The organism is Vreelandella zhuhanensis (assembly GCF_009793355.1).
GTDB classification, from domain to species: domain Bacteria; phylum Pseudomonadota; class Gammaproteobacteria; order Pseudomonadales; family Halomonadaceae; genus Vreelandella; species Vreelandella zhuhanensis.
The window spans coordinates 262,894-288,669 of sequence record NZ_WTKP01000005.1 but is presented as its reverse complement, the minus strand read 5'-3'; the positions used below and the strand labels follow the sequence as shown (position 1 = coordinate 288,669).

24 protein-coding genes are annotated in these 25,776 nt (G+C 56.9%); 4 read left to right on the top strand and 20 right to left on the bottom strand.

Annotated elements, in window-relative coordinates; all coding sequences use genetic code 11:
- Positions 1 to 37: 37 nt before the first annotated feature.
- The 4 genes from GPM19_RS09275 to GPM19_RS09260 all read right to left on the bottom strand — a co-directional run bounded on the left by GPM19_RS09275 (position 38) and on the right by GPM19_RS09260 (position 6,211).
- Entirely contained in the window at positions 38 to 2,182 is a 2,145-nt protein-coding gene (locus GPM19_RS09275) for a PDC sensor domain-containing protein (RefSeq protein WP_160418749.1), read from the bottom strand.
- A 109-nt stretch (positions 2,183 to 2,291) separates the two neighbouring features.
- Entirely contained in the window at positions 2,292 to 4,082 is a 1,791-nt protein-coding gene (locus GPM19_RS09270; protein WP_160418748.1) for an ABC transporter transmembrane domain-containing protein, read from the bottom strand.
- A 92-nt stretch (positions 4,083 to 4,174) separates the two neighbouring features.
- Entirely contained in the window at positions 4,175 to 5,353 is a 1,179-nt protein-coding gene (locus tag GPM19_RS09265; protein ID WP_160418747.1) for a vWA domain-containing protein, read from the bottom strand.
- A 3-nt stretch (positions 5,354 to 5,356) separates the two neighbouring features.
- Complete coding sequence (locus tag GPM19_RS09260; RefSeq protein ID WP_160418746.1) at positions 5,357 to 6,211, bottom strand: AAA family ATPase; 855 nt, start codon at positions 6,209 to 6,211, stop codon at positions 5,357 to 5,359.
- Between the two features lie 147 nt (positions 6,212 to 6,358).
- On the opposite strand from GPM19_RS09260, the gene GPM19_RS09255 reads away from it, so the two are divergent.
- Positions 6,359 to 6,832, top strand: a complete 474-nt coding sequence (locus GPM19_RS09255; RefSeq protein ID WP_160418745.1) for a GFA family protein — start codon at positions 6,359 to 6,361, stop codon at positions 6,830 to 6,832.
- A gap of 25 nt (positions 6,833 to 6,857) precedes the next feature.
- Here GPM19_RS09255 and pepQ read toward each other — a convergent pair whose 3' ends face one another.
- The 7 genes from pepQ to GPM19_RS09220 form a co-directional block, all read right to left on the bottom strand.
- On the bottom strand, positions 6,858 to 8,180 hold the full coding sequence (gene pepQ, locus GPM19_RS09250) for a Xaa-Pro dipeptidase (protein WP_160418744.1): 1,323 nt from the start codon (positions 8,178 to 8,180) through the stop codon (positions 6,858 to 6,860).
- Between the two features lie 13 nt (positions 8,181 to 8,193).
- Positions 8,194 to 9,114, bottom strand: coding sequence for a LysR family transcriptional regulator (locus GPM19_RS09245; protein WP_160418743.1), 921 nt, complete (start codon positions 9,112 to 9,114; stop codon positions 8,194 to 8,196).
- Positions 9,115 to 9,152: 38 nt separating this feature from the next.
- Positions 9,153 to 10,220, bottom strand: a complete 1,068-nt coding sequence (locus GPM19_RS09240) for an ABC transporter ATP-binding protein (protein ID WP_160418787.1) — start codon at positions 10,218 to 10,220, stop codon at positions 9,153 to 9,155.
- An 11-nt stretch (positions 10,221 to 10,231) separates the two neighbouring features.
- A complete protein-coding gene (locus GPM19_RS09235) occupies positions 10,232 to 11,251 on the bottom strand; it encodes an ABC transporter ATP-binding protein (protein WP_160418742.1) in 1,020 nt (339 codons plus the stop codon).
- Between the two features lie 8 nt (positions 11,252 to 11,259).
- The gene (locus GPM19_RS09230; RefSeq protein WP_160418741.1) at positions 11,260 to 12,231 is read right to left on the bottom strand and encodes an ABC transporter permease; all 972 of its coding nucleotides are present in this window, start codon (positions 12,229 to 12,231) and stop codon (positions 11,260 to 11,262) included.
- Complete coding sequence (locus GPM19_RS09225) at positions 12,228 to 13,277, bottom strand: ABC transporter permease (protein ID WP_160418740.1); 1,050 nt, start codon at positions 13,275 to 13,277, stop codon at positions 12,228 to 12,230. Before GPM19_RS09225 ends, GPM19_RS09230 begins: the two co-directional genes overlap by 4 nt.
- Positions 13,278 to 13,396: 119 nt before the next feature.
- Positions 13,397 to 14,965, bottom strand: a complete 1,569-nt coding sequence (locus GPM19_RS09220) for an ABC transporter substrate-binding protein (protein ID WP_160418786.1) — start codon at positions 14,963 to 14,965, stop codon at positions 13,397 to 13,399.
- A gap of 316 nt (positions 14,966 to 15,281) precedes the next feature.
- Between GPM19_RS09220 and GPM19_RS09215 the strand changes: the two genes are divergently transcribed.
- The 3 genes from GPM19_RS09215 (at position 15,282) to GPM19_RS09205 (ending at position 18,880) form a co-directional block, all read left to right on the top strand.
- Positions 15,282 to 16,853, top strand: coding sequence for a Re/Si-specific NAD(P)(+) transhydrogenase subunit alpha (locus GPM19_RS09215; protein WP_160418739.1), 1,572 nt, complete (start codon positions 15,282 to 15,284; stop codon positions 16,851 to 16,853).
- 15 nt (positions 16,854 to 16,868) lie between these two features.
- Positions 16,869 to 18,314 (top strand): NAD(P)(+) transhydrogenase (Re/Si-specific) subunit beta, encoded by a 1,446-nt coding sequence (locus GPM19_RS09210; protein ID WP_160418738.1) that lies wholly within the window; start codon positions 16,869 to 16,871, stop codon positions 18,312 to 18,314.
- A 128-nt stretch (positions 18,315 to 18,442) separates the two neighbouring features.
- Positions 18,443 to 18,880 (top strand): VOC family protein, encoded by a 438-nt coding sequence (locus GPM19_RS09205; RefSeq protein WP_160418737.1) that lies wholly within the window; start codon positions 18,443 to 18,445, stop codon positions 18,878 to 18,880.
- Positions 18,881 to 18,964: 84 nt separating this feature from the next.
- Here GPM19_RS09205 and GPM19_RS09200 read toward each other — a convergent pair whose 3' ends face one another.
- From GPM19_RS09200 to GPM19_RS09160, 9 genes are all read right to left on the bottom strand, one after another.
- Positions 18,965 to 20,131, bottom strand: a complete 1,167-nt coding sequence (locus tag GPM19_RS09200) for a glutathionylspermidine synthase family protein (protein ID WP_160418736.1) — start codon at positions 20,129 to 20,131, stop codon at positions 18,965 to 18,967.
- Positions 20,132 to 20,216: 85 nt separating this feature from the next.
- Positions 20,217 to 20,840 (bottom strand): DUF1190 domain-containing protein, encoded by a 624-nt coding sequence (locus tag GPM19_RS09195; protein ID WP_160418735.1) that lies wholly within the window; start codon positions 20,838 to 20,840, stop codon positions 20,217 to 20,219.
- An 11-nt stretch (positions 20,841 to 20,851) separates the two neighbouring features.
- Complete coding sequence (locus tag GPM19_RS09190) at positions 20,852 to 21,265, bottom strand: DUF350 domain-containing protein (RefSeq protein ID WP_160418785.1); 414 nt, start codon at positions 21,263 to 21,265, stop codon at positions 20,852 to 20,854.
- Between the two features lie 75 nt (positions 21,266 to 21,340).
- A complete protein-coding gene (locus GPM19_RS09185) occupies positions 21,341 to 22,060 on the bottom strand; it encodes a DUF2491 family protein (protein ID WP_160418734.1) in 720 nt (239 codons plus the stop codon).
- A complete protein-coding gene (locus GPM19_RS09180; protein WP_160418733.1) occupies positions 22,060 to 23,130 on the bottom strand; it encodes an ion channel in 1,071 nt (356 codons plus the stop codon). The genes GPM19_RS09185 and GPM19_RS09180 overlap by 1 nt, the downstream gene beginning before the upstream one ends.
- Positions 23,131 to 23,195: 65 nt before the next feature.
- Positions 23,196 to 23,897, bottom strand: a complete 702-nt coding sequence (locus tag GPM19_RS09175; RefSeq protein ID WP_160418732.1) for a PspA/IM30 family protein — start codon at positions 23,895 to 23,897, stop codon at positions 23,196 to 23,198.
- A 60-nt stretch (positions 23,898 to 23,957) separates the two neighbouring features.
- Positions 23,958 to 24,410, bottom strand: a complete 453-nt coding sequence (locus GPM19_RS09170) for a DUF2170 family protein (RefSeq protein ID WP_160418731.1) — start codon at positions 24,408 to 24,410, stop codon at positions 23,958 to 23,960.
- Positions 24,411 to 24,504: 94 nt separating this feature from the next.
- Positions 24,505 to 25,161, bottom strand: coding sequence for a PAQR family membrane homeostasis protein TrhA (trhA, locus tag GPM19_RS09165; RefSeq protein WP_160418730.1), 657 nt, complete (start codon positions 25,159 to 25,161; stop codon positions 24,505 to 24,507).
- A gap of 74 nt (positions 25,162 to 25,235) precedes the next feature.
- The gene (locus GPM19_RS09160) at positions 25,236 to 25,637 is read right to left on the bottom strand and encodes a glutaredoxin family protein (protein ID WP_160418729.1); all 402 of its coding nucleotides are present in this window, start codon (positions 25,635 to 25,637) and stop codon (positions 25,236 to 25,238) included.
- Positions 25,638 to 25,776 lie beyond the last annotated feature (139 nt).

The following is a 25,776-nucleotide window of genomic DNA, read 5'->3' as shown; positions in this document are numbered from 1 at the left end:
GCAGGATCAAGATTTGCTGAGGCATGGAATGGATTCTTCACAGAAAGACATAAACAGTGACTACGAAGAAGGCACCATGGAGTAGCGGCCAGAACAAAAGTTTGGGGATGAGATTGTCGCGGTAGTGAAAGAAATGATTATGGCTGGTGGCGGTCAGCATGAAGGCATTGAAGGATATGGCGAGGATGGAGAAGTAGGTGATGAAGTAGAAATATTCCAGGTACATGATTTGTTCGGCGACGTAGCGGCGACGGATATCGATATGGGCGAGCAGTATGATGAAAAAGATGGCAGCTGCCGTTCCCAGTACCGTGGATGTGGTGAAACCGTGCAGCAAGGCTTGGCTTTTTTTTCGGGTATCGATTACCAGCATTGCGAACAGCATGAACGCAGCGACAAACAATGGAATCTGATTGGAAACGAAGGCATCGGTAATATTGCGCAGCAGGGTGACGTTGTAGGTCAGCTCTGGAAATGACCCGCTTATAGCGCTACCGCGAATGCCGAAGTCGCTGCGATAGTCGTGAAAACGGTAAGCAAAAAAGCTGCGTTGTACTTCCCAACCGGGCAGATGGAAGTCGGTTTCCATGCCGGGTTGGGAGGTGGGGTGAATCAGGCGATACGCTTCAAGCTCGGGTACCAGGATCACGTTGCGTTCTATGGACGGGTGCCAGATGCGCAAGCGTACGGTTTTGACATCGATGGGAAATCCCGAATAATCAAAAGGCTGGTGCAAGGTGGTCTTGAAAAACCAGCCCACCACTTCTGTATCGCCCTCACGGAAGCGATACAGTTCTTCCCGGATATCGTAGTCAGGCACGGCGTCGGGAAAGAATATGTCACGCGATAGATCGTCATGTTCAGGTACGCGATAGCGCTGCCAGACGAACCCGGAGACCACCGGGTCATGCGGGGTATCGAAATTGATAGCCTGAACGAATACCCCAGTGGGAATCTTGATCGGGGTTGCGAATTGTTGTTGCTGTGCCGCTTTGTCATAGTCGCTGAGATAGCTTTCAACCCCGGTGGAATCGACCAGCATCACGGCTTCCGGTGGGTCACGATTGGCCTCGGAAAATTCGATTCTCCAGATATTGATGATGCCCAACAAAAATAGCAGAGTGATGCCAACGCTTACGCTCCAGAGTGTGGGTTTGGAGTTCAACTGATAGGAGGCAGCCAAGCCCATCAGGCCGATCCCTCCGATGACCAAAAAAATGGTGGTGCCGATTTGGCGATATTTATGCTCGCTGATATCCAGCGGTATTTCATCGCGAAAGGCGACCACCGCCAGAGACCAGTTGGTCGCTGGAATCGGCTCGTAGAAGATCCAGGAAAATTGACCGGTCAACGAATTGGAATGGGTAAGCATACCGCTTCGCTGTGCGGTGGCTTGCTCCGCCAGGCGGCGCAAGTCTGAATCCTGCCGCGTTTCGGCCAAGTCGAACAAGCTTTGCCCCTGGCGCACATACTCTCGGCGGGGATGCGCCACTAGTGTGCCTTGGTCGGTCATGGCAATGGCATAGCCAGTTTGGCCAAGATCCAGGGCGCTGACCAGATTCCACACATCTTCGATCGAATAATCGATGCACACAGTACCGTCGCTTGGGGTATCTTCCCGGGTTGGCTGCTGTTGGGGAAGGCTGAAAGGCGTGCAATACAGCGCTAGCATGGCCTGACTGGCTTCACCGTAGAAGGGTTCGATCCAACCGGATTGCTTAATACCCTGTTGAAACCATTCATGTTCGGGCTGGCTATAATCGTAAAGATCTTCGATCTGGAGCATCCGATAGGCATCGTCGCGCCTAACCAGATAGCGCGAGTAAAGGCGCTGATTTGGATCGTAGGCGAAGGGGCGAAACATCACCCCGGCGCCGAATACATGCGGGTGCTCTTTAACCAGGTTTTCGAGGCGTTCATCGACTGCCTTGACCGAGAGTTCACCGCTGCTTAGTTCAGCGGCCAGTTCATCGCCCAGCTCAGCCATATTGTGCAGGTTCTGATCGAGGGACTCGGCGGCCGCGGTGGTGTCTTCCTGGATGCGTTCCAGCCAAGTCTCGGTGGTTTCCACACGGGCATTGCGATCGACCCAGAGCAAGCCGGCAGCGATAAGAAAACCTAGCAGGGCCATGCTCAGGGCGATGCTGAAAACAATTCGAGAAGGGCCGGGAGGAGGAAGCATCCAGTTCCTTTGCGTCATCTGTCAGTGTTAAATCGAGTTGAACCGTAACGGCTTAAGCATTCATCAATTTAGTCGGAAAAGTAGTGTTTCAGCAAACACCTTGCTTGTGCTAAATCTCGCCGACGTACGAAATGCCTTGATGAGTACCGAACTGCAGTTCGGCCAAATGGCGATATAAAGGGCTCGATTCCAGCAGTTCATTATGACGGCCCTGGGCAACCAATTTACCTGCCTCCAGCACCAGCAAGCGGTCGGCGGCAACCACCGTAGCCAATCGGTGAGCGATTACCAGGCTGGTGCGTCCTTGCATCAGCCGGTCAAGCGCCTGTTGCACGAGCCGCTCACTTTCGGCGTCCAAGGCACTGGTGGCTTCATCCAACAGCAGTACGCGCGGGTTCTTGAGAAGTGCTCGAGCAATAGCCAGGCGCTGGCGCTGGCCACCGGAAAGCTGTATACCCCCAGCGCCAAGCGGTGTGTCGAACCCCAAGGGTAGCGCCTCGATGAAGCTCAAGGCGTTGGCATTACGGGCGGCGTCGCGAAGCTCTTCCAGGGTGGCATCGGGTTTGCCGTAACGCAGGTTCTCGGCGGCACTGCCGGTGAACAAGGTGGGTTCCTGCGCCACCAGTCCCAGGGTGCGACGTAGCGATTGCGGCTCAAGTTTTCGCAGGTCAATGCCGTCAAGCATCAGCCGGCCAGTGTCGGGGTCATGAAAACGCAATAACAGCGAAAGCAAGGTGCTCTTGCCAGCGCCAGAAGGCCCTACCAACGCTACGCGTTCCCCCGAACGAATATGCAGATCAAGCCCTTCGAGTGCCGGTTGTTGGCGGCCAGGGTAGGTGAAATCGACCGCTTCGAAACGGATGTCGCCGTTTATCGGCTCGGGAAGTGTGGCGGCATGGGTGGGCGCATGAATCTCAGGCTGCGTATCGAGTAATTCGAGTAACCTTTCCGCAGCGCCCGCCGCTCGCTGTACGTCGCCCGCCACCTCTGAAAGTGTGGCCACGGCGCTTGCGGCCAGCACAGCATAAAAAACGAACGCCGAGAGTTCGCCGGCGGTCATGGTGCCGGCCAGCACCGCCTGGCCCCCTTGCCAGAGCATGATGCCCACGGCGACGAAGACCACCAACATGGCGATACCGGTTAGCCAGGCCCGTTGGCGGGTGCGTTCGACGGCACTGGTGAAAGCCTCTTCGACACGCTGAGCGTAGTTATATCTTTCTATATTTTCGTGATGAAAGGCTTGAACGGTGCGGATGCCGTTCAGGGCTTCCCCCGCGTAGCGGCCCAGTTCCGCCACTCGATTCTGGCTGAAACGCGAAAGCCGCCGCACTCGGCGCCCGTACCAGAGAATCGGCAACACCGTCGCGGGAATGCCCAACAGGACGATGGCCGAAAGCAACGGCTGGGTGACCAGCATCAGGATGACGGCGCCGACCAGCATCAGAAGATTGCGTACCGCCATCGACAGCGAAGAACCGAACAGGCTTTGCAGGACGCTGGTATCGGCGGTGAGACGCGAGGTGATCTCGCCGGCACCACCACCTTCGCCGTTGCTGGCTTCAAAAAAACTCGGTTCCAGGGACAGCAGATGATCGAAAACCTGGCGGCGAAGATCGCCTGCCAGGCGTTCGCCAATCCAGGTCACCAGGTAATAGCGTAGCGCCGAGGCCATCGCCAGCACGCTGACTACCGCAAGCATCAGGCCCAATGCCTGGTTGAGCCGGCTACGGTCGGCGGCTAGAAACCCCTGGTCGATCACTAACCGCAACCCTTGGCCTAGCACCAGCACGCTGGACGCCGCCACCAGCAAGGCAACCCCCGCCAGCACCAGACGCCAGTGATAAGGACGTAACAATCCGAGCAGGCGTAGCAGTATTCGCGGATTGGGGCGAGTCGACATGAGGTTGGCTCCGGCAGAGAAACACAGGCAGCATAGCAGCCGAAGGCGCGTCAGTGGCGCGCTCAATATTCGACGGGTCGGCTACCTCTATTTTACTTGGCCAATTCCCGCATGGCGTTTTCTAGGCCTTCCAGGGTCATGGGGTACATGCGGTCGTCTATCAGTTCACGGATCAAACCGGTGGAATAGGTGGTTTCCCAGGCACGGGGTGACATGGGATTGAGCCAGGCCAGGCGTGGAAATTTTTCCGTGAGTCGCTTGAGCCATACACCGCCGGCTTCGTCGTTGAAATGCTCGACGCTGCCACCGGGATGAGTGATTTCATAGGGCGACATGGCGGCATCCCCAACGATGACCACCTGATAATCGCTGCCATAGGTATGCAGCACATCCAGGGTGGGAATTCGTTCGTTGCCGCGCCGCATGTTGTTGCGCCACACGCCTTCGTACAGGCAGTTGTGAAAGTAATAATGTTCAAGATGCTTGAATTCCGAGCGTGCCGCCGAGAACAGTTCCTCGCAGACGCGAATGTGGTCATCCATGGAGCCGCCCACATCCAGAAACAATAGTACCTTCACCGAATTATGCCGTTCCGGGCGCATCTGCACATTGAGCAGCCCGGCGTCTCGCGCGGTCTCACGGATGGTGCCGTTGACATCGAATTCATCAAGTGCCCCTTGGCGAGCGAACTTGCGCAGCCTGCGCAAGGCCATCTTGATATTGCGCGTGCCGAGTTCCAGGGAGTCGTCGTAATCGCGAAAGCGCCGCTCGTCCCATACCTTGATGGCCCGGCGATGGCGGGAGCCTTCCTGGCCAATGCGAATCCCTTCGGGGTTGTAGCCGTAGGCACCGAAGGGACTGGTACCACCGGTACCGATCCATTTGTTGCCTCCGGCATGGCGCTCCTTCTGCTCCTCCAGGCGTTTCTTGAAGGTTTCGATCAGGTTTTCCAGCCCGCCCAGGGATTCGATCTGGGCCTTCTCTTCTTCGCTGAGTTGCTTTTCGAACTCGCGGCGCAACCAGTCATCCGGAATCAGGGCCTCGATGGCGGCATCCAGGTTTTCCAGCCCTTCGAACCAGGCGGCAAAGGCACGATCGAAGCGGTCGAAATGGCGTTCATCCTTGACCATGACGGTACGCGCCACCTGGTAGAAGGCGTCCATGTCGGCGAACACCACGCCGCGTTCGACCACCGCATGCAGGTCGAGCAGTTCACGGATCGATACCGGCACGCCAGCACGTTTGAGGGTCTCGAACAGAGTGATGAACATGGCTTAGCGCCTCGGGTTGCCTTGGCGGCGCAGCATGAAGGCCAGCCGCTCGAGCAGGTGGGTATCCTGTTCATTCTTGACCAGGGCGCCGGCCAGCGGTGGAATCGCTTTCACCGGGTTGCGGGAATAGAGCGCTTCGCGGGCCAGTTCATCGGCCATCAAGAGCTTCAGCCAGTCGACCAGCTCTGAGGTGGAAGGTTTCTTCTTTAGCCCGGGAGCCTGGCGCAGGTCGAAGAACACTTCCAGCGCTTCGCTGACCAGCTTCGGTGCGATATCCGGAAAGTGAACGTCGACGATGGCCTGCATGGTCTCGCGGTCGGGAAACTCGATGTAGTGGAAAAAGCAGCGGCGCAGGAAGGCATCCGGCAGCTCTTTCTCATTGTTCGAGGTAATGATGATGATCGGGCGGTGTTCGGCGGTAATGGTCTCGCCGGTTTCGTAGACATGGAACTCCATGCGATCCAGCTCCTGGAGCAGGTCGTTGGGGAATTCGATATCCGCCTTGTCGATCTCATCGATCAGCAACACCACCCGTTCGCCGGCGGTAAACGCTTCCCACAGTTTGCCGGGCTTGATGTAGTTGCCGACATTTTCCACGCCCTCGACACCCAGCTGGGAGTCACGCAGGCGGCTGACCGCATCGTATTCATATAGCCCTTGGGCTGCCTTGGTGCTGGACTTGATATGCCAGGTAAGCAACCGCGTACCCAGGCTGGCGGCCAGTTCTTCCGCCAGCAGGGTCTTGCCGGTGCCCGGCTCGCCTTTTATCAGCAGTGGACGCTGGAGCGTGACGGCGGCATTGACCGCTTGTTTCAAGGCATCGGTTGCGATGTAGGAGGAAGTGGATTCAAACGCCATGGGTCGTGCCTCGGCTTAATCATCAAAAGGAGTTCAAGAATCAAACAAGTGTACGTAAGGGAGCGGGCGGGGACAAATGCTGCTTTGCGCAATATCGGCTATGGTTCAGGGAGGTTTTCAGACGCAAGCTGACGTAAGGGAGGTCATATGTTGCTTGAAGGTTCCTGTCACTGCGGTTCCGTGCACTTTAGCCTGGAGTCACCGCATCCGTATCCTTATCAACGCTGCTATTGCTCGATTTGCCGCAAGACCGCCGGAGGCGGTGGCTATGCCATCAACCTGAGTGGACGTGCCGAGACGCTCGAAGTGCAAGGTAGCGAGCATAAGCGCGTCTACCATGCACTGATCGAAGGGGAGCCGAGCGTGGGGGAACGCCACTTCTGTGGTAATTGCGCCAGTGCCCTGTGGGTTTACGACCCGCGTTGGCCGGAGCTGATCCATCCTTTCGCCTCAGCGCTCGATAGCGACCTGCCAATTCCCCCAGAACGGGTTCATCTGCTATTGAACAGCAAGGCCAACTGGGTCGAGGTCGATGCCCGGGACAACGACAAATGTTTCGATACCGCTCCCGAGGAAAGCATCGCTGAGTGGCACGAGCGCAGAGGCCTGGTTAAAACCTGAGCGCTTGGCACAAGGGTGCTCGGGGTCAGGGGGCGGTGAGGTTATCGAATCCGGTGTCGGTCACGGCAATGTTGTCTTCGATACGAATGCCGCCGCAGGGCGTGAGAGCGTCCACCCGCTGCCAGTCAATCATCTTGCCCGTTTCAGCAGCACGCAGCGGTTCGAGCAGCATGGGGATGAAGTACAGGCCAGGCTCGATGGTGACCACCATGCCAGGCGTCAATTCGCGGGTCAGACGCAAGGCGGGATGCTCTATAGGCGGTGGGTTCGGTGTGCCGTCCGGGAGGCGCCGCCCGGCAACGTCGTGCACTTGAAGTCCCAGCGAGTGTCCCAGGCCATGGGGACAAAAGGCGCGGGTAATGCCCAGGGTCACGGCTTCTTCTGCCGAACAATGGATAAGCCCTTGGCTTTGTAGCACTTCGCCTAAGCTGCGATGCATCTGTCGATGCAGATCCACGAAGTTGACGCCGGGCCGAACACTCTCGATCAATTGGGTTTGCAGCTGTTGCATGGCATCGATCAGCTCCCCGAAGGCGGCCGGGGCATCCGGCCCTGCCTGGGTGCGAGTGATATCGGCGCAATAACCGCGATAACGGTACCCGGCATCCACTAGCAGACTGTGGCGCTTGGACGAGGCGTTCAGGTCGTAATGCTGATAATGCAGCACCCCAGCGTGATGATTGGTGCCGATGATGTTTTGGTAGGGCACCGCGGACTCGCGCTGGCGGCTGGCGCCCAGGTAAGCCAGCTGAATGTCGAGCTCGCCGGCGCCTTGGGAAAAAGCCTCGCGGGCTGCCTGGTGCCCGGCCAGCGCCATACGGTTTGCTGAACGCAAGCAGCTGATTTCGTATGCGCTTTTATGCATGCGTAGCTCGTCCAGCGCCTTCAGCAAAGCGTCCGGATTGGGCTTGATATCGGGCTTTATGTCGGACGCCTGGGCTAGAGAGCTGGTGTCGCCCAGTATCGCGATACGCTCGCCTGGCAAGGTCGGAAGCAAGGGCTCAGGGCTCAGGGTCACGTCAAAGGCGGCGACCCAGGGCTCATCGGGAAGGGCGGTGGGCAAATGCCAGAAATCGGTTGGCGCATGCAGATAAAGCTGGGGATTGCGCCCGGGTTGAATCAAAAGCCAGCTGTGCTGTATGTCGGCCATCGGTACCCAGTGCATGAAGTGGCCGAAGGTTTGAAAGGCAGGAAATTGATCATCGGCATAATGCGCAGTAGCGTGACCACTGTAGAGCAAGACGGCATCGAAACCGTGTGTTTCCAGCAAGGTGGCGTAACTGCGTTGCAAGTGGACCAAATGCTCGCCCTGTTGGGCATGCAGTGTTTCGAGTGCTGTTACATGCATATCGATAATCCGTTCAAGGGCATGGAGTCGGGAAGCTGGGTACGGTGGCCCAGAAGGCATCCAGCCCGGCATGATGTTGGTTTTGATGACGATAAAGGCGCAATTCCATGGGAACGTCCCAGCGTGTGTCGCCTGCGCGTACCAGTTGGCCGCTTTCCAGTTCCGCCTTGATCGTGCGTTCGGGTAGCCAGCTCATGCCGTAACCTAGCAGCACCAATTCCTTGATGCTGGCGGCATAGGAATTTTCGCTCTGAGCCATCAGGTGAGTGCCCTGAGCCAGGCGCGACAGATGGGCCTTGACCGCCGAACCGAGCAAGCTACGTTTGGGATAGGTAAGCCATGCGATGGGTTGGCTGCGACTACCGGGGAGCACGGCGCTGGGCTTGCCTTGAGCATCCGGCGTGGTGACTGCAATCAGGCGTTCATGGCCGATCACCCGATAGCTGCAGGCACTGGTATCCAGGTCCAGTTCGCAACGTTCCTTGGGCCAGTAGCACAGAGCCAGATCGCATTCGCCACGTCCCAGTGCTTGAAAGTACTCGCTGGCGGTCCAGCCGGTGGCACGCAGGTAGGGCTGTATGCGTGACTGCTGGTCAATCACGCAAAGCCACTGAGGCAAAAAGTGCACCAAGACGCTTTGGGGCGCCGCGAGCATGATGCGGCGTTGCTGCCCGGCACTGATCTCTCTTACCCGGTCACGCGCCAGACGAACACGCTCGGTAACTTCTTCACTCAGCGCCAGAAATTCCTCCCCTGCCGGGGTGAGCGACAGCGGCAACGTCTGGCGGTTGATCAGGGTGGCGCCCATTTCTTCTTCGAGTAACTTGATCCGTCGCGAAAAGGTGGGTTGAGTGACGTTCTGCTCATCCGCCGCCCGCGAAAAATGCCGTGTTCTGGCCAGGGCGATGAAATCTTCCAGCCAGCGAATTTCCATGAATTACCTCGCTGAACCTGCAGACGATATGACTGACTTCATAAGCGATTTTCCTCCACCGCATGGCACGCTACCCGGGTGCCATCCAATTGAGTGACCAGCGTGGGGATCTCCTGGCGGCAGCGCGTATTGGCATACGGGCAGCGCCCATGGAACACGCAGCCGCTGGGCAGATTGACCGGCGTGGGCACTTCGCCTTTCAGACGAATATGCTGGGGGCGGTCATCCTCTAGACGCGGAATCGCCGACAGCAGGGCCTGGGTGTAAGGGTGACGTGGCTTGTTGAACAGAGTGGCGGTGGTGGCAATTTCACACACCGTGCCCAGGTACATGACTGCCACGCGAGTACCGAAGTGTTCCACCACGGCCAAGTCATGGGTGATGAACAGATAGGTCAGGTTGCGGTCACGCTGGGCATCCATCAGCAGGTTGAGCACCTGGGCTTGAATGGACACATCCAATGCCGAAATAGGCTCGTCGGCAACGATGAATTCGGGGTCGACAGCCAGCGCCCGGGCAATGGCGATGCGCTGGCGCTGGCCGCCGGAAAATTCATGACCAAAGCGCTTGCCCCAGTCCGGGTCGATGCCCACCGAGCTCATCACCTCCTGAACCTTTTCCTGCACTTTCAGGCGATTCCAGTCCGGGTGGTGCAGGCGAAGCGGCTCTTCCAGGGTTTGCTGGATGGTCATGCGCGGATTGAGTGATGCATAGGGGTTCTGGAAAATCATCTGCATGCGCTTGCGAAACGGCAATAACTCACGCGAGCTGAGGTTGTCGATACGCTGGCCGGCGTAACTGATTTCACCTGCCGTGGGGGTCAACAACCCCATGACGGTACGTGCCACGGTGGATTTGCCGCAGCCGGACTCGCCGACCACGCAAAGTGCTTCACCGCGCTTGATGTCCAGGTTGACGCCATTGATGGCATGCACGTATTCACGGTGCCGGATCAACTTGCCACCCTTGAAACGCAGCTGTTCGAGAAAGTCACCGGACAGCGAAAAACGCTTCTTCAGATTGCGTATCTGTAGCAATGAGTCGGCGCTTTCCTCGTTTTGGGTCGGGGTGTCGACGCTCTCCAGGTTAGCGTCTTTCAGGTCCATGGCAGTCGCGTTCATGATATCTCCTCCAACTTCAGGCGGCGGTCTTCCTGCATTTCCGCCACCATGTGGCAGGCGACGCGGCAATTACCCGAATCAACGAATTCAGGCACCTCCTGGACACAGGCCGGGCGTGGTTCGCCGTTGGCTTTATTGATGAAATCGCAGCGCGGATGGAAGGCGCAACCATTGGGCAGGTTGGATAATGACGGCATACTGCCGCGAATCTGGTTGAGCCGTTCCCCGGGCGTCGCCATTTGCGGCAAGGCGTTGATCAATCCTTGGGTGTAAGGATGTTGCGGGTCGTTGATGATCTCGCGGGTCAGTCCCTGCTCGATGACGCGACCGGCATACATGACCAGCATGCGTTGGGTGACCTGGCTGACCACCCCCAGGTCATGGGTGATCAGGATCAGGCCGACGTTGTGCTGCTCGCACAGATCCAGCAGCAACGCCATGATTTCCGCCTGGATGGTGACATCCAGCGCCGTGGTCGGTTCATCGGCAATGATGATATCCGGGTCGAGCAACAGCGCAATGGCGATGATGATGCGTTGGCGCATGCCACCCGAAAGCTCATGTGGATACTGATCCAGACGGGTCTCCGGCGACGGAATCTGGACCTGTTGCAGCTTGTCCAGCGCAATGGCGCGGGCCTTTTTCGATGAAATCCGCCGGTGGGCCTTGAGGCACTCGACCATCTGCTCGCCGATCGAGAGCACCGGGTTCAGGGTCATCATCGGATCCTGGAAAATCATCGAGATCCGGTTGCCGCGTACTTTGCGCAAGGCGTGCTCGGACATCGAGTTCAGCTCGAGGCCGTCGAAGGTGATACTCCCGCCGGCAATAAACCCCGGCTTGCCGACCAAGTTCAACAAGGAAAAGGCAGCCACGGATTTTCCTGCGCCGGATTCACCGACGATGCCCAGGCGTTCGCCACGCTCCAGGGTAAAACTGACGTCGCGTAAAGCGCGTACTTCGCCTTGGCGTAAACCAAAGCGTAAGTCCAGATTGGTTACTTCCAGCAATGCCATGGTGCACCTCAGCCTTTGTAGAGTCGTGGGTTCATGACGTCGCGCAGCCAGTCACCCAGGAGGTTGATGGACAGCACCAGTATCACCAGTACCGCACCGGGAATCAGAGTGATCCACCAGGAGCCTGACTGGATATAGTCGAACCCGGATTTGATCAGTGAACCCAGCGAAGGATGCGTCTCCGGCATGCCCAACCCCAAAAACGACAGCGCCGCTTCCGAGATGATGGCATTGGCGATCTGTACCGTGGAGATCACGAAAATCGGTGACAGGGTGTTGGGCAGCACATGGCGGAACATGATGCGTTTACTGCGCAGGCCCATGACCCTGGCGGCATCCACGTATTCCTTGTTTTTTTCCGCCAGCACCGAGGCCCTGACGGTTCTCGCATACTGCGGCCATTCTGCCAGGCCGATGATCAGGATCAGCATGATGATCGCATATTCGCTGTAAAAGGCGCCCCCCATGGTCGCTTTGACTACGGCGCCCACCACGATGGCGACCATCAAGGTGGAAAATGATAGCTGGATATCCGCCAGACGCATCAGCAGGGCATCCACGCGGCCACCTAAATAGCCTGCCATCAGACCAAAAGTGATGCCTAGCAGTGCTTGCAGGATCACGGCGCCAAAGCCGATCAAAAGTGACACCCGAGTGCCGTATAAAATGATCGACAACAGGTCGCGCCCTTGGGCGTCGGTGCCTAGAATAAAGCGTTCGTCGGCACCCTCGATCCAGAAGGGCGGTAACTCGGATGCCATGATGTCGATCTGGCGCAAGTCATAAGGGTCGGTGGGCGCCAGCAACGGCGAGGCGAATGCCACGATGACCAGGCCGATGAAAATAGCCAGGCACAGCTGGGCAGTATGGTCGCGTTTGAAGCTGTACCAGAGGTAGGAATCGCGCAGACGCTCCCAGCGGCTGGGGATGCGCGGTCGGGTCGTTTGAGAATTACTCTGAGTAACGGTCGGTGTCGTCATGCGGGCTTACCGGTGAGTTTGACGGTGGGGTTCACCAGGCCATAGACCAGGTCGACGATGGTGTTGGTCACCACGAAGATTACCCCGACGATCATCAGATAACTGACGATCAAGGGTGTATCCGCGCGATTGATCGCATCCAGGAACATCAGGCCCATGCCCGGCCACTGGAAGACGGTTTCAGTGAGGATGGCATAGGCCACCATGGTGCCTATCTGCACGCCGCCAACGGTAATCACCGGCAGCATGGTGTTTTTCAGCGCATGGACGAAATACACCCGACGCATCGAGATGCCTTTGGCACGGGCATACTTGACGTAGTCGGACTGCATGACTTCCATCATTTCCGCTCGAATCAGGCGAATGAACAGCGGCAACATGATCGATGCCAGGGCAATGGAGGGCAGTACCAGGTGTTGTAGGCCGTTCCAGGTCGCCAGGTTGGTCTCCCAGTGTCCGAACACCTGCACCAGGTCATAGCCACGCCCGAACGACGGCATGTTGCCTTCGGTTGAGAAGAAGTCGTTGAGCCAGCTGCCCCAGCCTGTCGACTCGGGAAACAGCGTTATCGTTATGCCGATGGAAAATATCTGGATCAGGATGATCGCCGTCAGAAACACCGGTACCGAAATGCCTACAATCGATACACCCATGAAAAAGCGCGACAGCATGGCACGCGGCTTGATGGCGCTGTACACCCCAATGGGCACCGAAAACAGCACGATGATCAACATGGAAGCGAAGACCAGCTCCAGGGTGGCCGGCAGATGCCGCGCAATGACGTCAAGAGCGGGCTCACGATAGAAATAAGAGGTGCCGAAGTCACCCTGTACCGCATTGAGCGCAAAACGGCCGTATTGCACCAGAAAAGGATCATTGAGACCGAGGCGCTCACGTAGGGCTTCGCGTTCACTTTCGGGTACCGATTGTCCCACCATTTGTTGGACGGGATCACCCAGGTTGTCCTGGATGGCGAAGGCAAGCACGCTGATGATAAACATCACCAATATCGCGTGCATCAGCCGCTTGATCAAAAACGCAATCATGGCTCGCGCCACCTATATGAAGGAGTAAAACAGGGGGAAAGTTTTGTCACGGCAAAAGGCTACGCCCTTCGGAACTGGCCGAAGGGCGAAGCATCCATGCGCTCTAGAAAAACTTGCGATTATTCGCTGATGACGAGATCACCCAGGTAGGGGAAATCGATAGCGTTGACGACTGGTTCGATCTTCACACCCTCGCGTGCAGCGTAAGCCAGGTTCTGCCAGTGCAAGGGAATGTAACCGGCATCTTCGTAGAGCATGGCTTCTGCTTCACGCAGCATTGCGTTGCGCTTTTCAAGGTCGGTTTCGCTATCGGCCGCGGTTACCAAGGCATCGATTTCTTCGTTGCAATAGCTACCGTAGTTGTACTGCCCGGCACCGGTTTCTTCATCGATACAGAAGGTCAGGTACTGAAAGAAGTTGGCGCTGTCTTCGGTATCCGCGTGCCACCCGATCATTGCCGCGTCAGACTGGCGAGTGTCATATTCCGGCCAGTACTGGGCCAGTGGCATGGTGCGCAGGTTCACGTCAATATTGATGCGCGCCAGCATGTTGGACACGGCCTGGGCAATCTGGGCATCGTTCACGTAGCGGTTGTTGGGAGCAATCATGTCGATGGTGAAGCCATCTGCATAACCGGCTTCGGCCATCAGCTCCTGGGCATGTTCGACGTCATAGCGTGGTGTCAGATCGGGGTTGTGGCCGGAGTAACCTTCCGGCGAGAACTGCGCCGCCGGTGTGGCGAAGCCGCGCATCAAACGGTCGGCGATTGCTTCCTGATTGATGGCGTAGGCAACAGCCTGGCGTACCCGTGGGTCCTGGAAGGCTTCAACGCGTTCTTCGTTGAGCTGGAAGCCGATGATACGGGTGCCATTGATCTCGACCAGTTTGACATCGTCGGCCTCACGAACGCGCTCCAGGTCGTTGGGCGGCACGGCATCGATGAAATCAACACCACCGGAAAGCAGCGCCGCGACACGCGAAGCGTTTTCGGCAATCGGCGTCAGCACGATGCGGTCGACGTTACCTGTGTCGGTGTCCCAGTAATCATCGAAGCGTTCGAAATCCACGCGCACGCCTTGGCGTCGTTCGGTAACGATGAACGGGCCGGTGCCCGAGACATGACGCGAGGCATAGGAATTGCCCGCCTTGACGATCTCGGACTTCTCATCGCCATCGTCGGTTTCGCCGGTATAAAAGGCGCGATCCATGGGGAAGATGTAAGTGGCCAGGTTGAGCAACAACGGGTAGGGCTCGCTGGTCTTGATCTCGACGGTGTGGTCGTCAAGCGCTTCGGCACTTTCCACCGGCTCGAAAATGGCACGGTAGTCGGGGCTTTCTTTCAAGCGTTCGATGGTCCAGACCACATCTTCGGCGGTGAGGGGGTTGCCGGAATGGAAAGTGACGCCTTCACGCAAGCTCATGCGCATGGTGGTTTCGTCAACCTGTTCCCATTCAGTGGCTAGACGCGGCTCAAACTCGAAATCCTTGGTCCAGCGCACCAGGGGATCAAAGGACAGGTGGGAGAAACGCAGCATGCCACCGGAAAGCTGTTCGTGGATATCGAGGGTTTCCGGGTCGGCTGTGTAGCCGACACGCAGGGTTTCCGCACTGGCAGTCATAGGCAGTACGGCGGTACCTGCAAGGGCGGCACCAATGACAGAAGCCAGCATTGTCTTTTTGAAGAATATTGTTCTTCTGAGGGTCATAGGAGTTCCCGGACTATTTAATTATTGTGAAAAACCCGCCAACATATTGCTCTGCATGGAGTGCACATATCGAGCGGCGAGTGGACATGGTCGACCCGCAGGCCATAGGCTAACCATAAAGAGACCCTATCGCTTGAGGCAATCGAAATTGTGAGTGACGTCATTCGTCCACTGAATAAAGAGAGTGACGTTGCCGTTCGCTAATCAAAAAAACAGTGGCTCTTCATGCCGTTAACGCTATGTTAGGCATCCAGGCACAACTAAGTGGCTATAACATCAACAATTCGGGAGATTTACTGTGAAGATTGGAGCACCCAGGGAAACGGCCAAGGGCGAAGCGCGTGTCGCTTTGACGCCCGAGAGCGCCGTGCACATACAAAAATTGGGCCACGAATGCCTGGTGGAAAGCGGAGCCGGTGCGGCGGCGGGTTTTTCCGACGAAGCCTATAAAGAGGCCGGTGTTACCGTCATCGATAGCGCCGAAAAGCTATGGGCCGACGCCGAGATCGTCATCAAGGTACGTGAGCCTTCCCAGGTGGAGGTCGGTTACCTGCGTGAAGGTCAAACACTGATCGCCTTTTTCTGGCCGGCGCAGAATGAGTCATTACTGGAAGAGTGCCGGGCCAAAGGCGCTACCGTAATTGCCATGGACATGGTGCCGCGTATTTCCCGCGCGCAGAAGATGGATGCGCTGTCCTCGATGGCCAATATCGCCGGTTATCGCGCGGTGATCGAGGCGGGCAACAATTTTGGGCGTTTTTTCACCGGTCAGGTCACGGCGGCGGGCAAGGTGCCTCCGGCCAAGGTGTTGATCATCGGTGCCGGTGTGGCGGGGCTTTCGGCTATCGGCACCGCGACCAGCCTGGGCGCCATGGTGCGTGCCTTCGATGTGCGGCCTGAAGTGGCCGAGCAGATCGAATCCATGGGTGCCGAGTTCCTGTTTCTGGATTTCGACGAGAACCAGGATGGCGCCGGCAGCGGTGGCTATGCCGCGCCTTCCAGCCCTGAATTTCGCGAGAAACAGCTGGAATGTTTCCGCGAGCAGGCGCCCGAGATCGATATCGTCATCACCACGGCGCTGATTCCGGGTAGGCCCGCGCCTAAATTGTGGCTTGAGGACATGGTTAAAGCCATGAAGCCCGGTTCGGTGATTGTCGACCTTGCAGCCGAAAAAGGCGGCAACTGCGATTTGACCAAACCCGACGAGAAAGTGGTCAGCGACAACGGTGTGACCATTGTCGGCTACACTGATTTTCCCTCGCGGATGGCGACTCAGTCATCGCTGCTTTATTCCACCAATATTCGCCACATGTTGACTGACCTCACCCCGAAGAAAGACGGTGACGTCGTGCATGACATGGAAGATGACGTGATTCGTGGCGCCACGGTCACTCATCAGGGGGAGATCACCTTTCCGCCTCCGCCGCCCAAGGTAAAGGCGATTGCCACTGCCAAGCCCAAGGAGAAGATCAAGGAGCCCACGCCGGAAGAAAAGAAAGCCGCCGAGCTTGCGGCGATCCGGGCTCAGACCAAGCGTCAGGTGACATTGCTGGGGGTGGGCGGGTTACTCATGCTGGTGTTGGGGCAAATCGCACCGGCATCGTTCATGCAGCATCTGATCGTTTTCGTGCTGGCCTGTTTTGTGGGTTATCAGGTGATATGGAACGTCAGCCATGCGCTACATACACCACTGATGGCGGTGACCAATGCCATTTCCGGGATCATTATTCTGGGGGCCGTCTTGCAGATAGGCTCGGGTAACTGGGTGGTGGTCATACTTGCGGCGATTTCAGTGCTGATCGCTACCATCAATATCGTGGGTGGCTTCCTGGTGACACGCCGGATGCTGGCCATGTTCCAAAAATCATAAACGCGGGGATACGACATGTTAGGTCAAGGTTTCGTTTCTGCCGCGGCAATTGCGGCAAGTATACTTTTCATCCTTTCCTTGGGTGGGTTGAGTAATCAGGAAAAGGCCAAGCGGGCGGTGTGGTATGGCATCGTGGGCATGGCCATTGCGGTGTTGTTCACTGCCTTCGGACCCGGAATCGGTAGCTACTGGATCATGATCCCGATGGTTCTTATCGGGTCGGTGATCGGTTGGAATATCGCCAAGCGCGTCGCGATGACCGAAATGCCGCAACTGGTCGCAGCACTGCACAGTTTCGTGGGTCTGGCGGCGGTGTTCGTGGCCTGGAGCGCGGATCTGGAGCGTACCCGGGTCGCCTCGGCGCTACTTGCAGGCGAGGCCACGGATAGATTTTCGGCCTTTGCCGCCCTGTTGGTCACCAAGACCCCCGCCGAGTTGACGTTTCTTCAAGTCGAAATCGTGTTTGCCATCTTCATCGGCGCAGTAACCTTCACCGGCTCGGTGATTGCTTACGGCAAGCTGGCGGGCAAGGTCGATGGTAAATCCCGTCAGTTGCCCGGCGGGCACATGCTCAATGCGGCAGCGGCGGTATTGTCACTGGTCATGGCTATCGCCTATCTCAACGGCGCGGGCTTCTGGTCATTGCTGGTACTGGCGGCATTGGCTTTCTTCATCGGTTATCACTTGATCATGGGGATCGGTGGGGCGGATATGCCGGTGGTGGTTTCGATGCTCAACAGCTATTCCGGCTGGGCGGCGGCGGCCATCGGGTTCACGCTTTCCAATGACCTCTTGATCGTTACCGGTGCTTTGGTGGGGTCTTCTGGTGCGATTCTTTCCTACATCATGTGCAAAGCAATGAATCGCAACTTCGTCAGCGTCATCCTGGGTGGCTTTGGCGGCGGCGCCAAGGGTGAGTCCGCCGAGATCGAAGGCGAGCAGGTGGCTATCGATGCCGGTGGCGTAGCGGCAGCGCTCAATGATGCGGAGAGTGTCATCATCGTGCCGGGTTACGGCATGGCGGTTGCCCAGGCGCAGAATTCAGTCAGGGAATTGACGCGCAAGCTGCGCGATGCGGGCAAGAATGTACGCTTTGCGATTCATCCCGTGGCGGGCCGCTTGCCGGGGCACATGAATGTGCTGTTGGCCGAGGCCAAGGTGCCTTACGACATCGTGATGGAAATGGATGAGATCAATGATGACTTTCCGAATACGGACGTGGTTATCGTGATTGGCTCCAACGATATCGTGAACCCGGCGGCACAGGAGGATCCCAACAGCCCCATCGCCGGCATGCCGGTATTGGAAGTATGGAATGCCAAGCAGGTGTTCGTTTCCAAGCGTGGGCAGGGTACCGGCTACTCGGGTATCGAGAATCCGCTATTCTTCAAGGAGAATACGCGCATGTTCTACGGCGATGCCAAGAGCAGTATCGATTCCCTGGTGCCGTTGATCGACTGAAACGCCTGGCTTGAGCATTAAGCTGTTAGTGATAAGCTGTTGGTTAAGCGCCCGGGTCGTCGAAATCGGCCCGGGTTTTCTGGTTCAACGTAGCACTGGCAAAGAATTGCCACTGGCAAGGAGTAACCATGAACCTGTCTGATCCTTTTCACCTCGCGGTACAAGTACGCGATATCGACGAAGCTCGTCAATTCTACGGGAATTTTCTGGGTTGCCCGGAGGGGCGCTCATCGGAAAGCTGGGTGGACTTCAATCTTTACGGCCATCAGTTCGTGTGTCATTTGAATCCTGCGCTCAAGGACAATCCCGTCACCAGCCACAAGAACCCGGTCGATGGTCACGGCGTGCCGGTACCGCATTTCGGCGTGGTGCTGGACATGGCATCCTGGGAGGCATTGGCCAAGAAGTTGCGTGAACACGGGGTCTCCTTCGAGATCGAGCCCTATATACGCTTCAAAGGGGAAGCCGGTGAACAGGCCACCATGTTCTTCTACGACCCTTCGGGTAACGCCCTGGAATTCAAGGCCTTCAAGAATCGGGATGAACAGCTGTTCAAGAAGAACTGAGCCAATCCTCGAAGCCTCTCAAGGAAAAGAGCGAGTTAATCGCCAAGAGGCGCCTGGCTATTTCCTTTGTAGTCGCTATCCCCTCTACACAATCGCATGGGGAATAAAGCACGAGGTGTCCTTGGTGATCTTGCCGCTATCTTCACGAATGCCCATGCCACAAGCACGATCGCCGACCACCCAGCTGCCGATCAGCGCATGCTGATCGCCAAATTTGGGCATGGGCTGATACGCTTGGCGAATATAGGGGCTATCGGTGTAAGGCCCGTCGACAAACTCGCGTTCACCGGCATCGGTGATCAGTTCGATATTGCTACCCTCACGCGAGAAAAACGGCTTGCGCACCCAGCCGGGGGGCAACGGCTTGCTGGGGTCGTCGTCGAAAAAGGCGGGCAAGAGGTTGGGGTGACCTTCGTTATACTTCCATAATAACGGCAGAATGCCTTTATTGGACAGAATCGCCTTCCAAGGTGGCTCGAACCAGTGGGTTTGCATGGCGGGCAGCTGTTCGCCAAAAGTGTCATGGGCCATTTCTTCCCATGGATAAAGCTTGAAGATGGCTTGAATCGGGTTGTCGTCGAGATCGACGAAATGCGTCATGCCGGGGTTCAGGCCAATATCCTGCATGAACACGAAAGGCGCCTTGAGACCGGCCTGGACCGCAATATCCTGCAGATAATGCACGGTGGCCCGTTCTTCCACGTTATCTTTTACGCAGGAAAAATGCAGCGTTGCGTCTTCGAGCCGCTGCCCCAGATGGGCCATGACGTTGAGCAGGCGTTCCTGGATGGAGTTGTATTGGTCGGCCTGACGTGGAATAAGCCCTTGCTGAATGGCTTGTTCCAGCCACACCCACTGAAAAAAACCTGCTTCGTAGATGGAAGTGGGGGTGTCGTAGTTCAGTTCGAGAAGCTTCGCCGGTCCGTTACCGTCATAGGCGAAATCCATACGCCCATAAAGGTGGGGCTGCCCCTCCGCCCATGAGCGGCGAATGGTTTCCCACATGTACTCGGGCAAGGCCAGGCGTCGCATCAGTTCATCGGAGTGACAGACTCGTTCGACCATGGCCATGCAGAGTTCGTGCAAGGCTTCCGTCGGAGCTTCAATGTCATTTTCGACCTGAGTCAAGGTGAATTGGTAATACGCCGCTTCTTTCCAGTAAGGCGCGCCTTCGATGGTGTGGAAATGAAAGCCCAATTCTTTGGCCAAACCTTTCCAGTTGCGGCGTTCGGCGATATCGATTTTCAGCATGGCGTTCCTAGGGTGTGTGACATCCCATGAGTCACAAGACAAGAATGAGGCGTCAACCGGAACGGCTGACGCTTGGCTTGAAGCCTCAAGAGCCCCAGCCGCCTCGTGTCGAGGAACTGGAACCGAAGCCGCTGCGCTGAGTGGCTCGGGTGCTTGCCGTCTGGCGCACAGCAGTACGGGTAGCTTCATTGCGCCGCGCTACTCGCTGTGAGGTATTTCTCGTGGCGGCATTCCAGTCGCCTTGGTTCTGGCGGTTGCGATAAACCGGTTCCTGGTAGACTCGCTCAATGCTACGTCCGCGGTTGGTGTTCGACATCATGTTGCCGACCATGTAGCCCATCATTGCGGGCATGAACCAGCCGCCGCCACTGCTGCCGGTAGCGGCCTGCGCCTGTTCTTCGGTCGGCTTTGTGCAGGCGCCTTCGCCATGCTGGGCTTCACAGGCTTCTAGAGAATCGAAGCGTGGCACTGCCTCAAGCGATGCTTCATAAGCGGCTTCACAGGCATTGCGGGTATAGACGTTGGCGGCAACGCACTCTTCTACACTCTGGAACGCCTTGGGCTCGTCGAAGCGAACGTCGGTAATTTGTTCTTCCGGCTCAGGGCTGCAGGCCGTTAAACCGAAGGCGCCCACTCCCATCAGAGCGAGTGATAAGCGAGCGCTGCGCTTGCGGCGTGGCAAGCTTGGTGTTTGATCTTGGGTCGACATGTCCTCTCTCCTTACCACGTCATTGAAGCGGCGTTGAGCAAGCCAACCGAAATGGAGACCGTTGCTACCAGAATGCCGTAGGCGTGGTGCCCCTCGGTAATATGCTGCGACAGGCTCTCTCCCTGCTTGCGCAAGAACAGCTTGAAACCGAAGAACGTCGCCAACTGCACGAAAAAGGCGACAATGCCCCACAGCAGAAAATCGATGAAATTGATCGAGTTAGCCATGGCGCTATACAGCGGAATGGTGAAACCCAGGATAGAACCACCGTAAGCCGTTGCGGCCGCTGCATTGCCTTGACGAATCAGCGTCCACTCATGGTGGGGAGTGATAAAGCTGTAGCAAAACATGAACGCAGCCAGCAGTACGATGGCGCCGAACAAATAGGCGAAGAAAAACGGCAAACCTTGTAGGTAAAGTACGATGTTGTCCATGCGGTGGGTCCTTTTGGAATGTTTAAAAAAACATGTTCTGAAAATGATGCTGTAAAGAGGGCGTTACTAGAGGGCGTCGATATCCACCGAAGCAACATCCACGCCCAGGTTGTAAACCACCATGAAGCTTCCCTGGCCGTCATCCTCGGCACTGATCAGTAGGTATTCCATACGTTCGGAAGCCTGGATGTTGCGTTCGTAGAGCATGGCATGATGGCGTACCTGCCTGGGCACGAGGCTTTCCAGTGTCGTCACGCTTTCCTCGAAGACCACCGGCGCTGACCAGAGGCTGTCGGGGGCACCCCAAACGCGGTTGAATTCACAGCTACGTTCCGCGGGCGGCGCGGCGGTGAGGGTGACGCAATTGGCGCCCAATGTATCGGCTTTTTTCTCGACCCCGTTGACCAAGGTATCGAACTCACTATCAGAGACATGCGCAACCCGGTAGAAATCGAAGAGCTTGTATTCGATGACATGCCCGTGTTCGATATTGGCTTGCAGCCAGGTATCGTTGTCCAGATAAAAGCGAACCAGGTGCGAACCTTGTCCCAGGTCGACATGCCCTACGGCAGCGATATGGTGGTAGCTGTCATCGTCCCAGGCAAAGAGGGCATCCTCGTGGGCACGTAAGCCGATCAGCTGGATCTTGACCCGACCATCCAGGCGCAAGCCTTCGACGGTCTCCAGAGAAACCATCGGTGGCAGTCCCGTGGCGGTAATGGCTGAGTTGTCGGCTCTGGTATCTTGTTGCGTTGAACGAAGCAGTGCTTTGAGCGTCTTGAGCATTACGCCGCTCCTGCGGTGGCATGGTTGAGCAATGTGAGAATATCGTTTTCGGACAGGCGCTTATCTCCCATGTAGTAAAGGGTATCGCCCGTGGCGAGCACATGATCGAACGGCGGGTTGAGCAGTTGGCTGTCTTGCGTTCCCGATCGACATGCGCCCAATAAGGTGATGTTGTACTGAGCTTTCGCCACGTTCATGAGGTCGCCGTAGCGTACGGCTGGCGTCGCTTGGGGGAGACGGATCTGATACTGGGTGGCTCCATGGTTGATAGCTAGCAACTCGTTAACGACGCGACTGATGCCTGCATCGGTCGCCGAGCGCACCAGCATTTCGATGGAAAGTCCTTCGGTGCATTCGATACCCGGCAGGGTGCGGCGTAACATGTTGGCCGTGGCGTGGTTGTCGCAATGAGCCACGACATGACAATCCGGGCGCTTCTGGTCATAGACCGAGAGAGCGATGGTGGCCACGCGTTCGTCGGCATCGTCATAGATGATGATGCGACTGGCTCCCTTGACGCCCGCACGTGCCAGTAACTCGGGGCTGGAAAAGCTATCGCCTTTAACAAACTTGACGGTGCCGGGCATGGGATTGTCGATATCCTTGACCACACACAGAACGATGTCGTCCGGCAGGTTGCGGTCCTCCAGAAGGATATTGATAATCTTTTTCGTCGGCTCGCCATGCCAGCCGATGATCAGCGTATGGCCGGAAAGGTCCTGGTGGTTGGCTTTCCCCTGCATGATATGCCTCCAAACTTGGCTGACGTTTGCTGTGGCCTTGCCGATAAAAGCGGCAAAGAGCATGATTCCGCCGGGGATGAGCCACAGTGCAGCGATCCATTGGCCGGCGCCGGTGATGGGGCTGAAGTCGCCGTAACCCACCGTTGTGGTCGTGGTTATGTAGAAGTAGACCCACAAGCCGAGGCTCTGAGCAATTGGCTCGCTTGCCAGCGCCATCATGGCCCAGGACAAGCTGGCATGGCCAAGCACGACAATCAGCAGAAACGTCCAGCTGACATTGATGGTGGATGCCTGTAGCGCTTTCATCAGGCGCAAGAAAATCGGCACGGCCCTTCCTTTTCGCAACATTACTCAAGACCTGCCCGAAAGGGCAGGTCTGTCATGGGTGAGACTTATTCGGGGGCCGAGCCCTTGTTGCTTTTCGCTTTCAGGCGCGCCAGTACATCATCGGTCTTGCGATTGGTGGCCCCGATGCCGGCATCTTTCAGGCGCGCTTCGAGAGAGCTTCCGCTTTCTTCGGCGGCCATTTGATCGGCGGCTTTCATCTGGGCGGAGTCGAGCTGCTGGCGTTCCTTGATGCGGTCGAGCGATTCCATGGCGCTGTGCATCGCACTGTTCTGGCCGGAGTGGCGAGCGGCAACCGCGGACTGGGCTTTCTGCGCCGATTCGGTCGCTTTCACCACGCTGACCTGCTGCTTGAACTGGCGCAACTGATTTTCGGTGCCGCGAATGGCCCCGCGCAGGCTTTCAATGCTTGCGTCATACTCAGTCACGATGGCACGTTCCGCGTCCAGGTCATCCTGCAATGCCACGATGCGGTTGGCGACTTCCACGGCCAGTTCTTCCTCGCCTTTATCCAAGGCGGCTGCGGCACTTTGCTCCAGTTGGGAGATCTTGCTTTCAAGGGTGCTCGCCTTGTTGGCATTGAGCTGCCGTTGCCCCATCAGGCGCGTCAATTCGGTCTTGGATTTGCCCAGCTGGACTTCTGAATCGCGAATTTCCTGATCGAGAATGCGCAATGCCTGTGAATCGACCACGGCTTGGCCGGTTTCGGTCGCTTTGCCGCGAAAGGCCGTCAGTAACTTGTTCAACATGTTGATTCCTCATTTTACCCGTTAGATAACTGATAATTATTTCAGTGACGACGCCTGGTCTCAGGCAAAATGCTCCTGGATAAGCCCTGCCACTTCCATCGCCGCCCCGGCCGTGGCGTGAAGTTCGGCACAGAGGGACTCAAGCTTGGAGTCACCGAACAGCTGGCCATAAGCGACGTAATAAGCGTGGCCGCCAATATCGGTGATGCCGATGGAGGCGAGCGGCAGGATCAATCCTTGGCGCAACAGAATTTCGTTGAGAGCCGCTTGTTCCTTGATGCTGGCCATAGGGGCGATCGGTGTCATCGCTACCCATTCATTTTCGCTACGCGAAAGGGTAATGGTGAGATTGCCGTAGTCGCTGAGTTCCCAGACCAGCGTATTGTTGTCCACATCCAGGGTGACGTCGCCTTCCGGCCAGGCCAGCTCCGTGAGAACGGAAGAGCTTGTATCGTTGACGATATCGAAAAGGACTTTTGCATCAAGCGGGGTGGGGCTGTTGTTCACGTCCATCTATGTCTCCATGGGGCCAGTGATTTCGGTCGTATTGCCATATGGTGCCTGTACGAAAGGCGCTCAGGATCGGTGGCCAATGAAAAAGCGTGTTTTATATTGCATGCCACAAAATAGCGAAGTAATGGCACAGAGTGCCCAGCATCACGAAAAGATGCCACACAAAATGGCCGTAGCGCAGCCGGGCGTCCATGGCGAAGAAGACCACGCCCAAGGTGTAGGAGAGACCGCCTGCGACCAGCCAGGAAAGCCCCGAGGGTGACATGCTCTCCACCAAGGGTCCAAGCGCCACGACGATCAGCCATCCCATCGCCAGATAGAGACCCGTGGAAACCACGGGGTGAGCGCCTTTGCTGAAGGCTTTTTGCAATACGCCGAGAAGAGCAAGCATCCAGACAGCTCCCAGTAGCCACCAGCCCCAGGTACCTTGCAGGACCCCGAGCGTAAAAGGTGTATAGGTGCCGGCAATCAACAGGTAGATGGCGGAGTGCTCGATGACTCGAAACACTCGCTTTGATTGTCCCTGGGGCAGCGCATGGTAGAGGGTGGAGGACAGGTAGAGAAGTATCATGCTTGCGGCGAAAACGTAGCTGCCAATGACGAAACCGATGTCTTCATGAAGCCCCGCCTGTTTCACGAGAAAAGGCGTTCCCACCACAGCGGCAACCAAGCCTAGGCCATGACTGATGCTGTTGGCGATTTCTTCTCCCTGTGACTGATTACGTCTGGGTGCAGGTAGCCATTCTCTCATTGAGCCTCCGGCGTCAGTGTTATTCGGCGCTGGCTAGCTTCTTCTTCCTTGCCCTCAAGGCGTGGGGTTGATCATCAAGCCGGCTTGCCGAAACGCTTGTGTAGCCAGGCATTGATATCGTCGGATTCATACAGCCATTGATCCTGTCCATCACCATCAGCATGGCTGATTTTCAGGCAGGGTACTTTGACTCTGCCTCCGCCTTCCTGTAGTGCCTTCTTGTGCTCAGGGTCGAGTTGGGCATCGCGTAATTCGATATCAAGCCCCAGGCGCGCCATTTCCTTGCGTACTTTAATGCAGAACGGGCAGGTGCGAAATTGATAGAGTGCAAGGTTTTCACATTCGGCATCGACCTTGGCCTGCTCTTCTTCGCTACGCTCGACTGATTGCGGAGTGGAAAGCTTTTCCGCAATTAACATGAACGGTGCCAGCACCAGGCGCAAGCCGCGAAAGAAGTAACGAATCACGATTCTCATGAAGCCATCCTTAATAATATCGTAAAAAACAGGGAAATAATGTGTCGAGCATCCTGCAACAACTGGCTGCTATTGTCACTGCCATGGATGAGCAAAGCCGCTTGTCATGCTAGGCTGCCAAGCTGTTTTTGACTGTTGT

Coding starts and splice junctions, on each gene's coding strand:
- GPM19_RS09200 (WP_160418736.1), bottom strand. CDS start 20,131: ATGCTGAAAATCGATATCGCCGAACGCCGCAACTGGAAAGGTTTGGCC.
- GPM19_RS09170 (WP_160418731.1), bottom strand. CDS start 24,410: ATGGACGTGAACAACAGCCCCACCCCGCTTGATGCAAAAGTCCTTTTC.
- pepQ (WP_160418744.1), bottom strand. CDS start 8,180: ATGCATGTAACAGCACTCGAAACACTGCATGCCCAACAGGGCGAGCAT.
- GPM19_RS09225 (WP_160418740.1), bottom strand. CDS start 13,277: ATGATTGCGTTTTTGATCAAGCGGCTGATGCACGCGATATTGGTGATG.
- GPM19_RS09195 (WP_160418735.1), bottom strand. CDS start 20,840: ATGTCGACCCAAGATCAAACACCAAGCTTGCCACGCCGCAAGCGCAGC.
- GPM19_RS09255 (WP_160418745.1), top strand. CDS start 6,359: ATGTTGCTTGAAGGTTCCTGTCACTGCGGTTCCGTGCACTTTAGCCTG.
- GPM19_RS09265 (WP_160418747.1), bottom strand. CDS start 5,353: ATGTTCATCACTCTGTTCGAGACCCTCAAACGTGCTGGCGTGCCGGTA.
- GPM19_RS09175 (WP_160418732.1), bottom strand. CDS start 23,897: ATGTTGAACAAGTTACTGACGGCCTTTCGCGGCAAAGCGACCGAAACC.
- GPM19_RS09210 (WP_160418738.1), top strand. CDS start 16,869: ATGTTAGGTCAAGGTTTCGTTTCTGCCGCGGCAATTGCGGCAAGTATA.
- GPM19_RS09230 (WP_160418741.1), bottom strand. CDS start 12,231: ATGACGACACCGACCGTTACTCAGAGTAATTCTCAAACGACCCGACCG.
- GPM19_RS09240 (WP_160418787.1), bottom strand. CDS start 10,220: ATGGACCTGAAAGACGCTAACCTGGAGAGCGTCGACACCCCGACCCAA.
- GPM19_RS09235 (WP_160418742.1), bottom strand. CDS start 11,251: ATGGCATTGCTGGAAGTAACCAATCTGGACTTACGCTTTGGTTTACGC.
- GPM19_RS09275 (WP_160418749.1), bottom strand. CDS start 2,182: ATGCTTCCTCCTCCCGGCCCTTCTCGAATTGTTTTCAGCATCGCCCTG.
- trhA (WP_160418730.1), bottom strand. CDS start 25,161: ATGAGAGAATGGCTACCTGCACCCAGACGTAATCAGTCACAGGGAGAA.
- GPM19_RS09205 (WP_160418737.1), top strand. CDS start 18,443: ATGAACCTGTCTGATCCTTTTCACCTCGCGGTACAAGTACGCGATATC.
- GPM19_RS09245 (WP_160418743.1), bottom strand. CDS start 9,114: ATGGAAATTCGCTGGCTGGAAGATTTCATCGCCCTGGCCAGAACACGG.
- GPM19_RS09185 (WP_160418734.1), bottom strand. CDS start 22,060: ATGCTCAAGACGCTCAAAGCACTGCTTCGTTCAACGCAACAAGATACC.
- GPM19_RS09260 (WP_160418746.1), bottom strand. CDS start 6,211: ATGGCGTTTGAATCCACTTCCTCCTACATCGCAACCGATGCCTTGAAA.
- GPM19_RS09160 (WP_160418729.1), bottom strand. CDS start 25,637: ATGAGAATCGTGATTCGTTACTTCTTTCGCGGCTTGCGCCTGGTGCTG.
- GPM19_RS09270 (WP_160418748.1), bottom strand. CDS start 4,082: ATGTCGACTCGCCCCAATCCGCGAATACTGCTACGCCTGCTCGGATTG.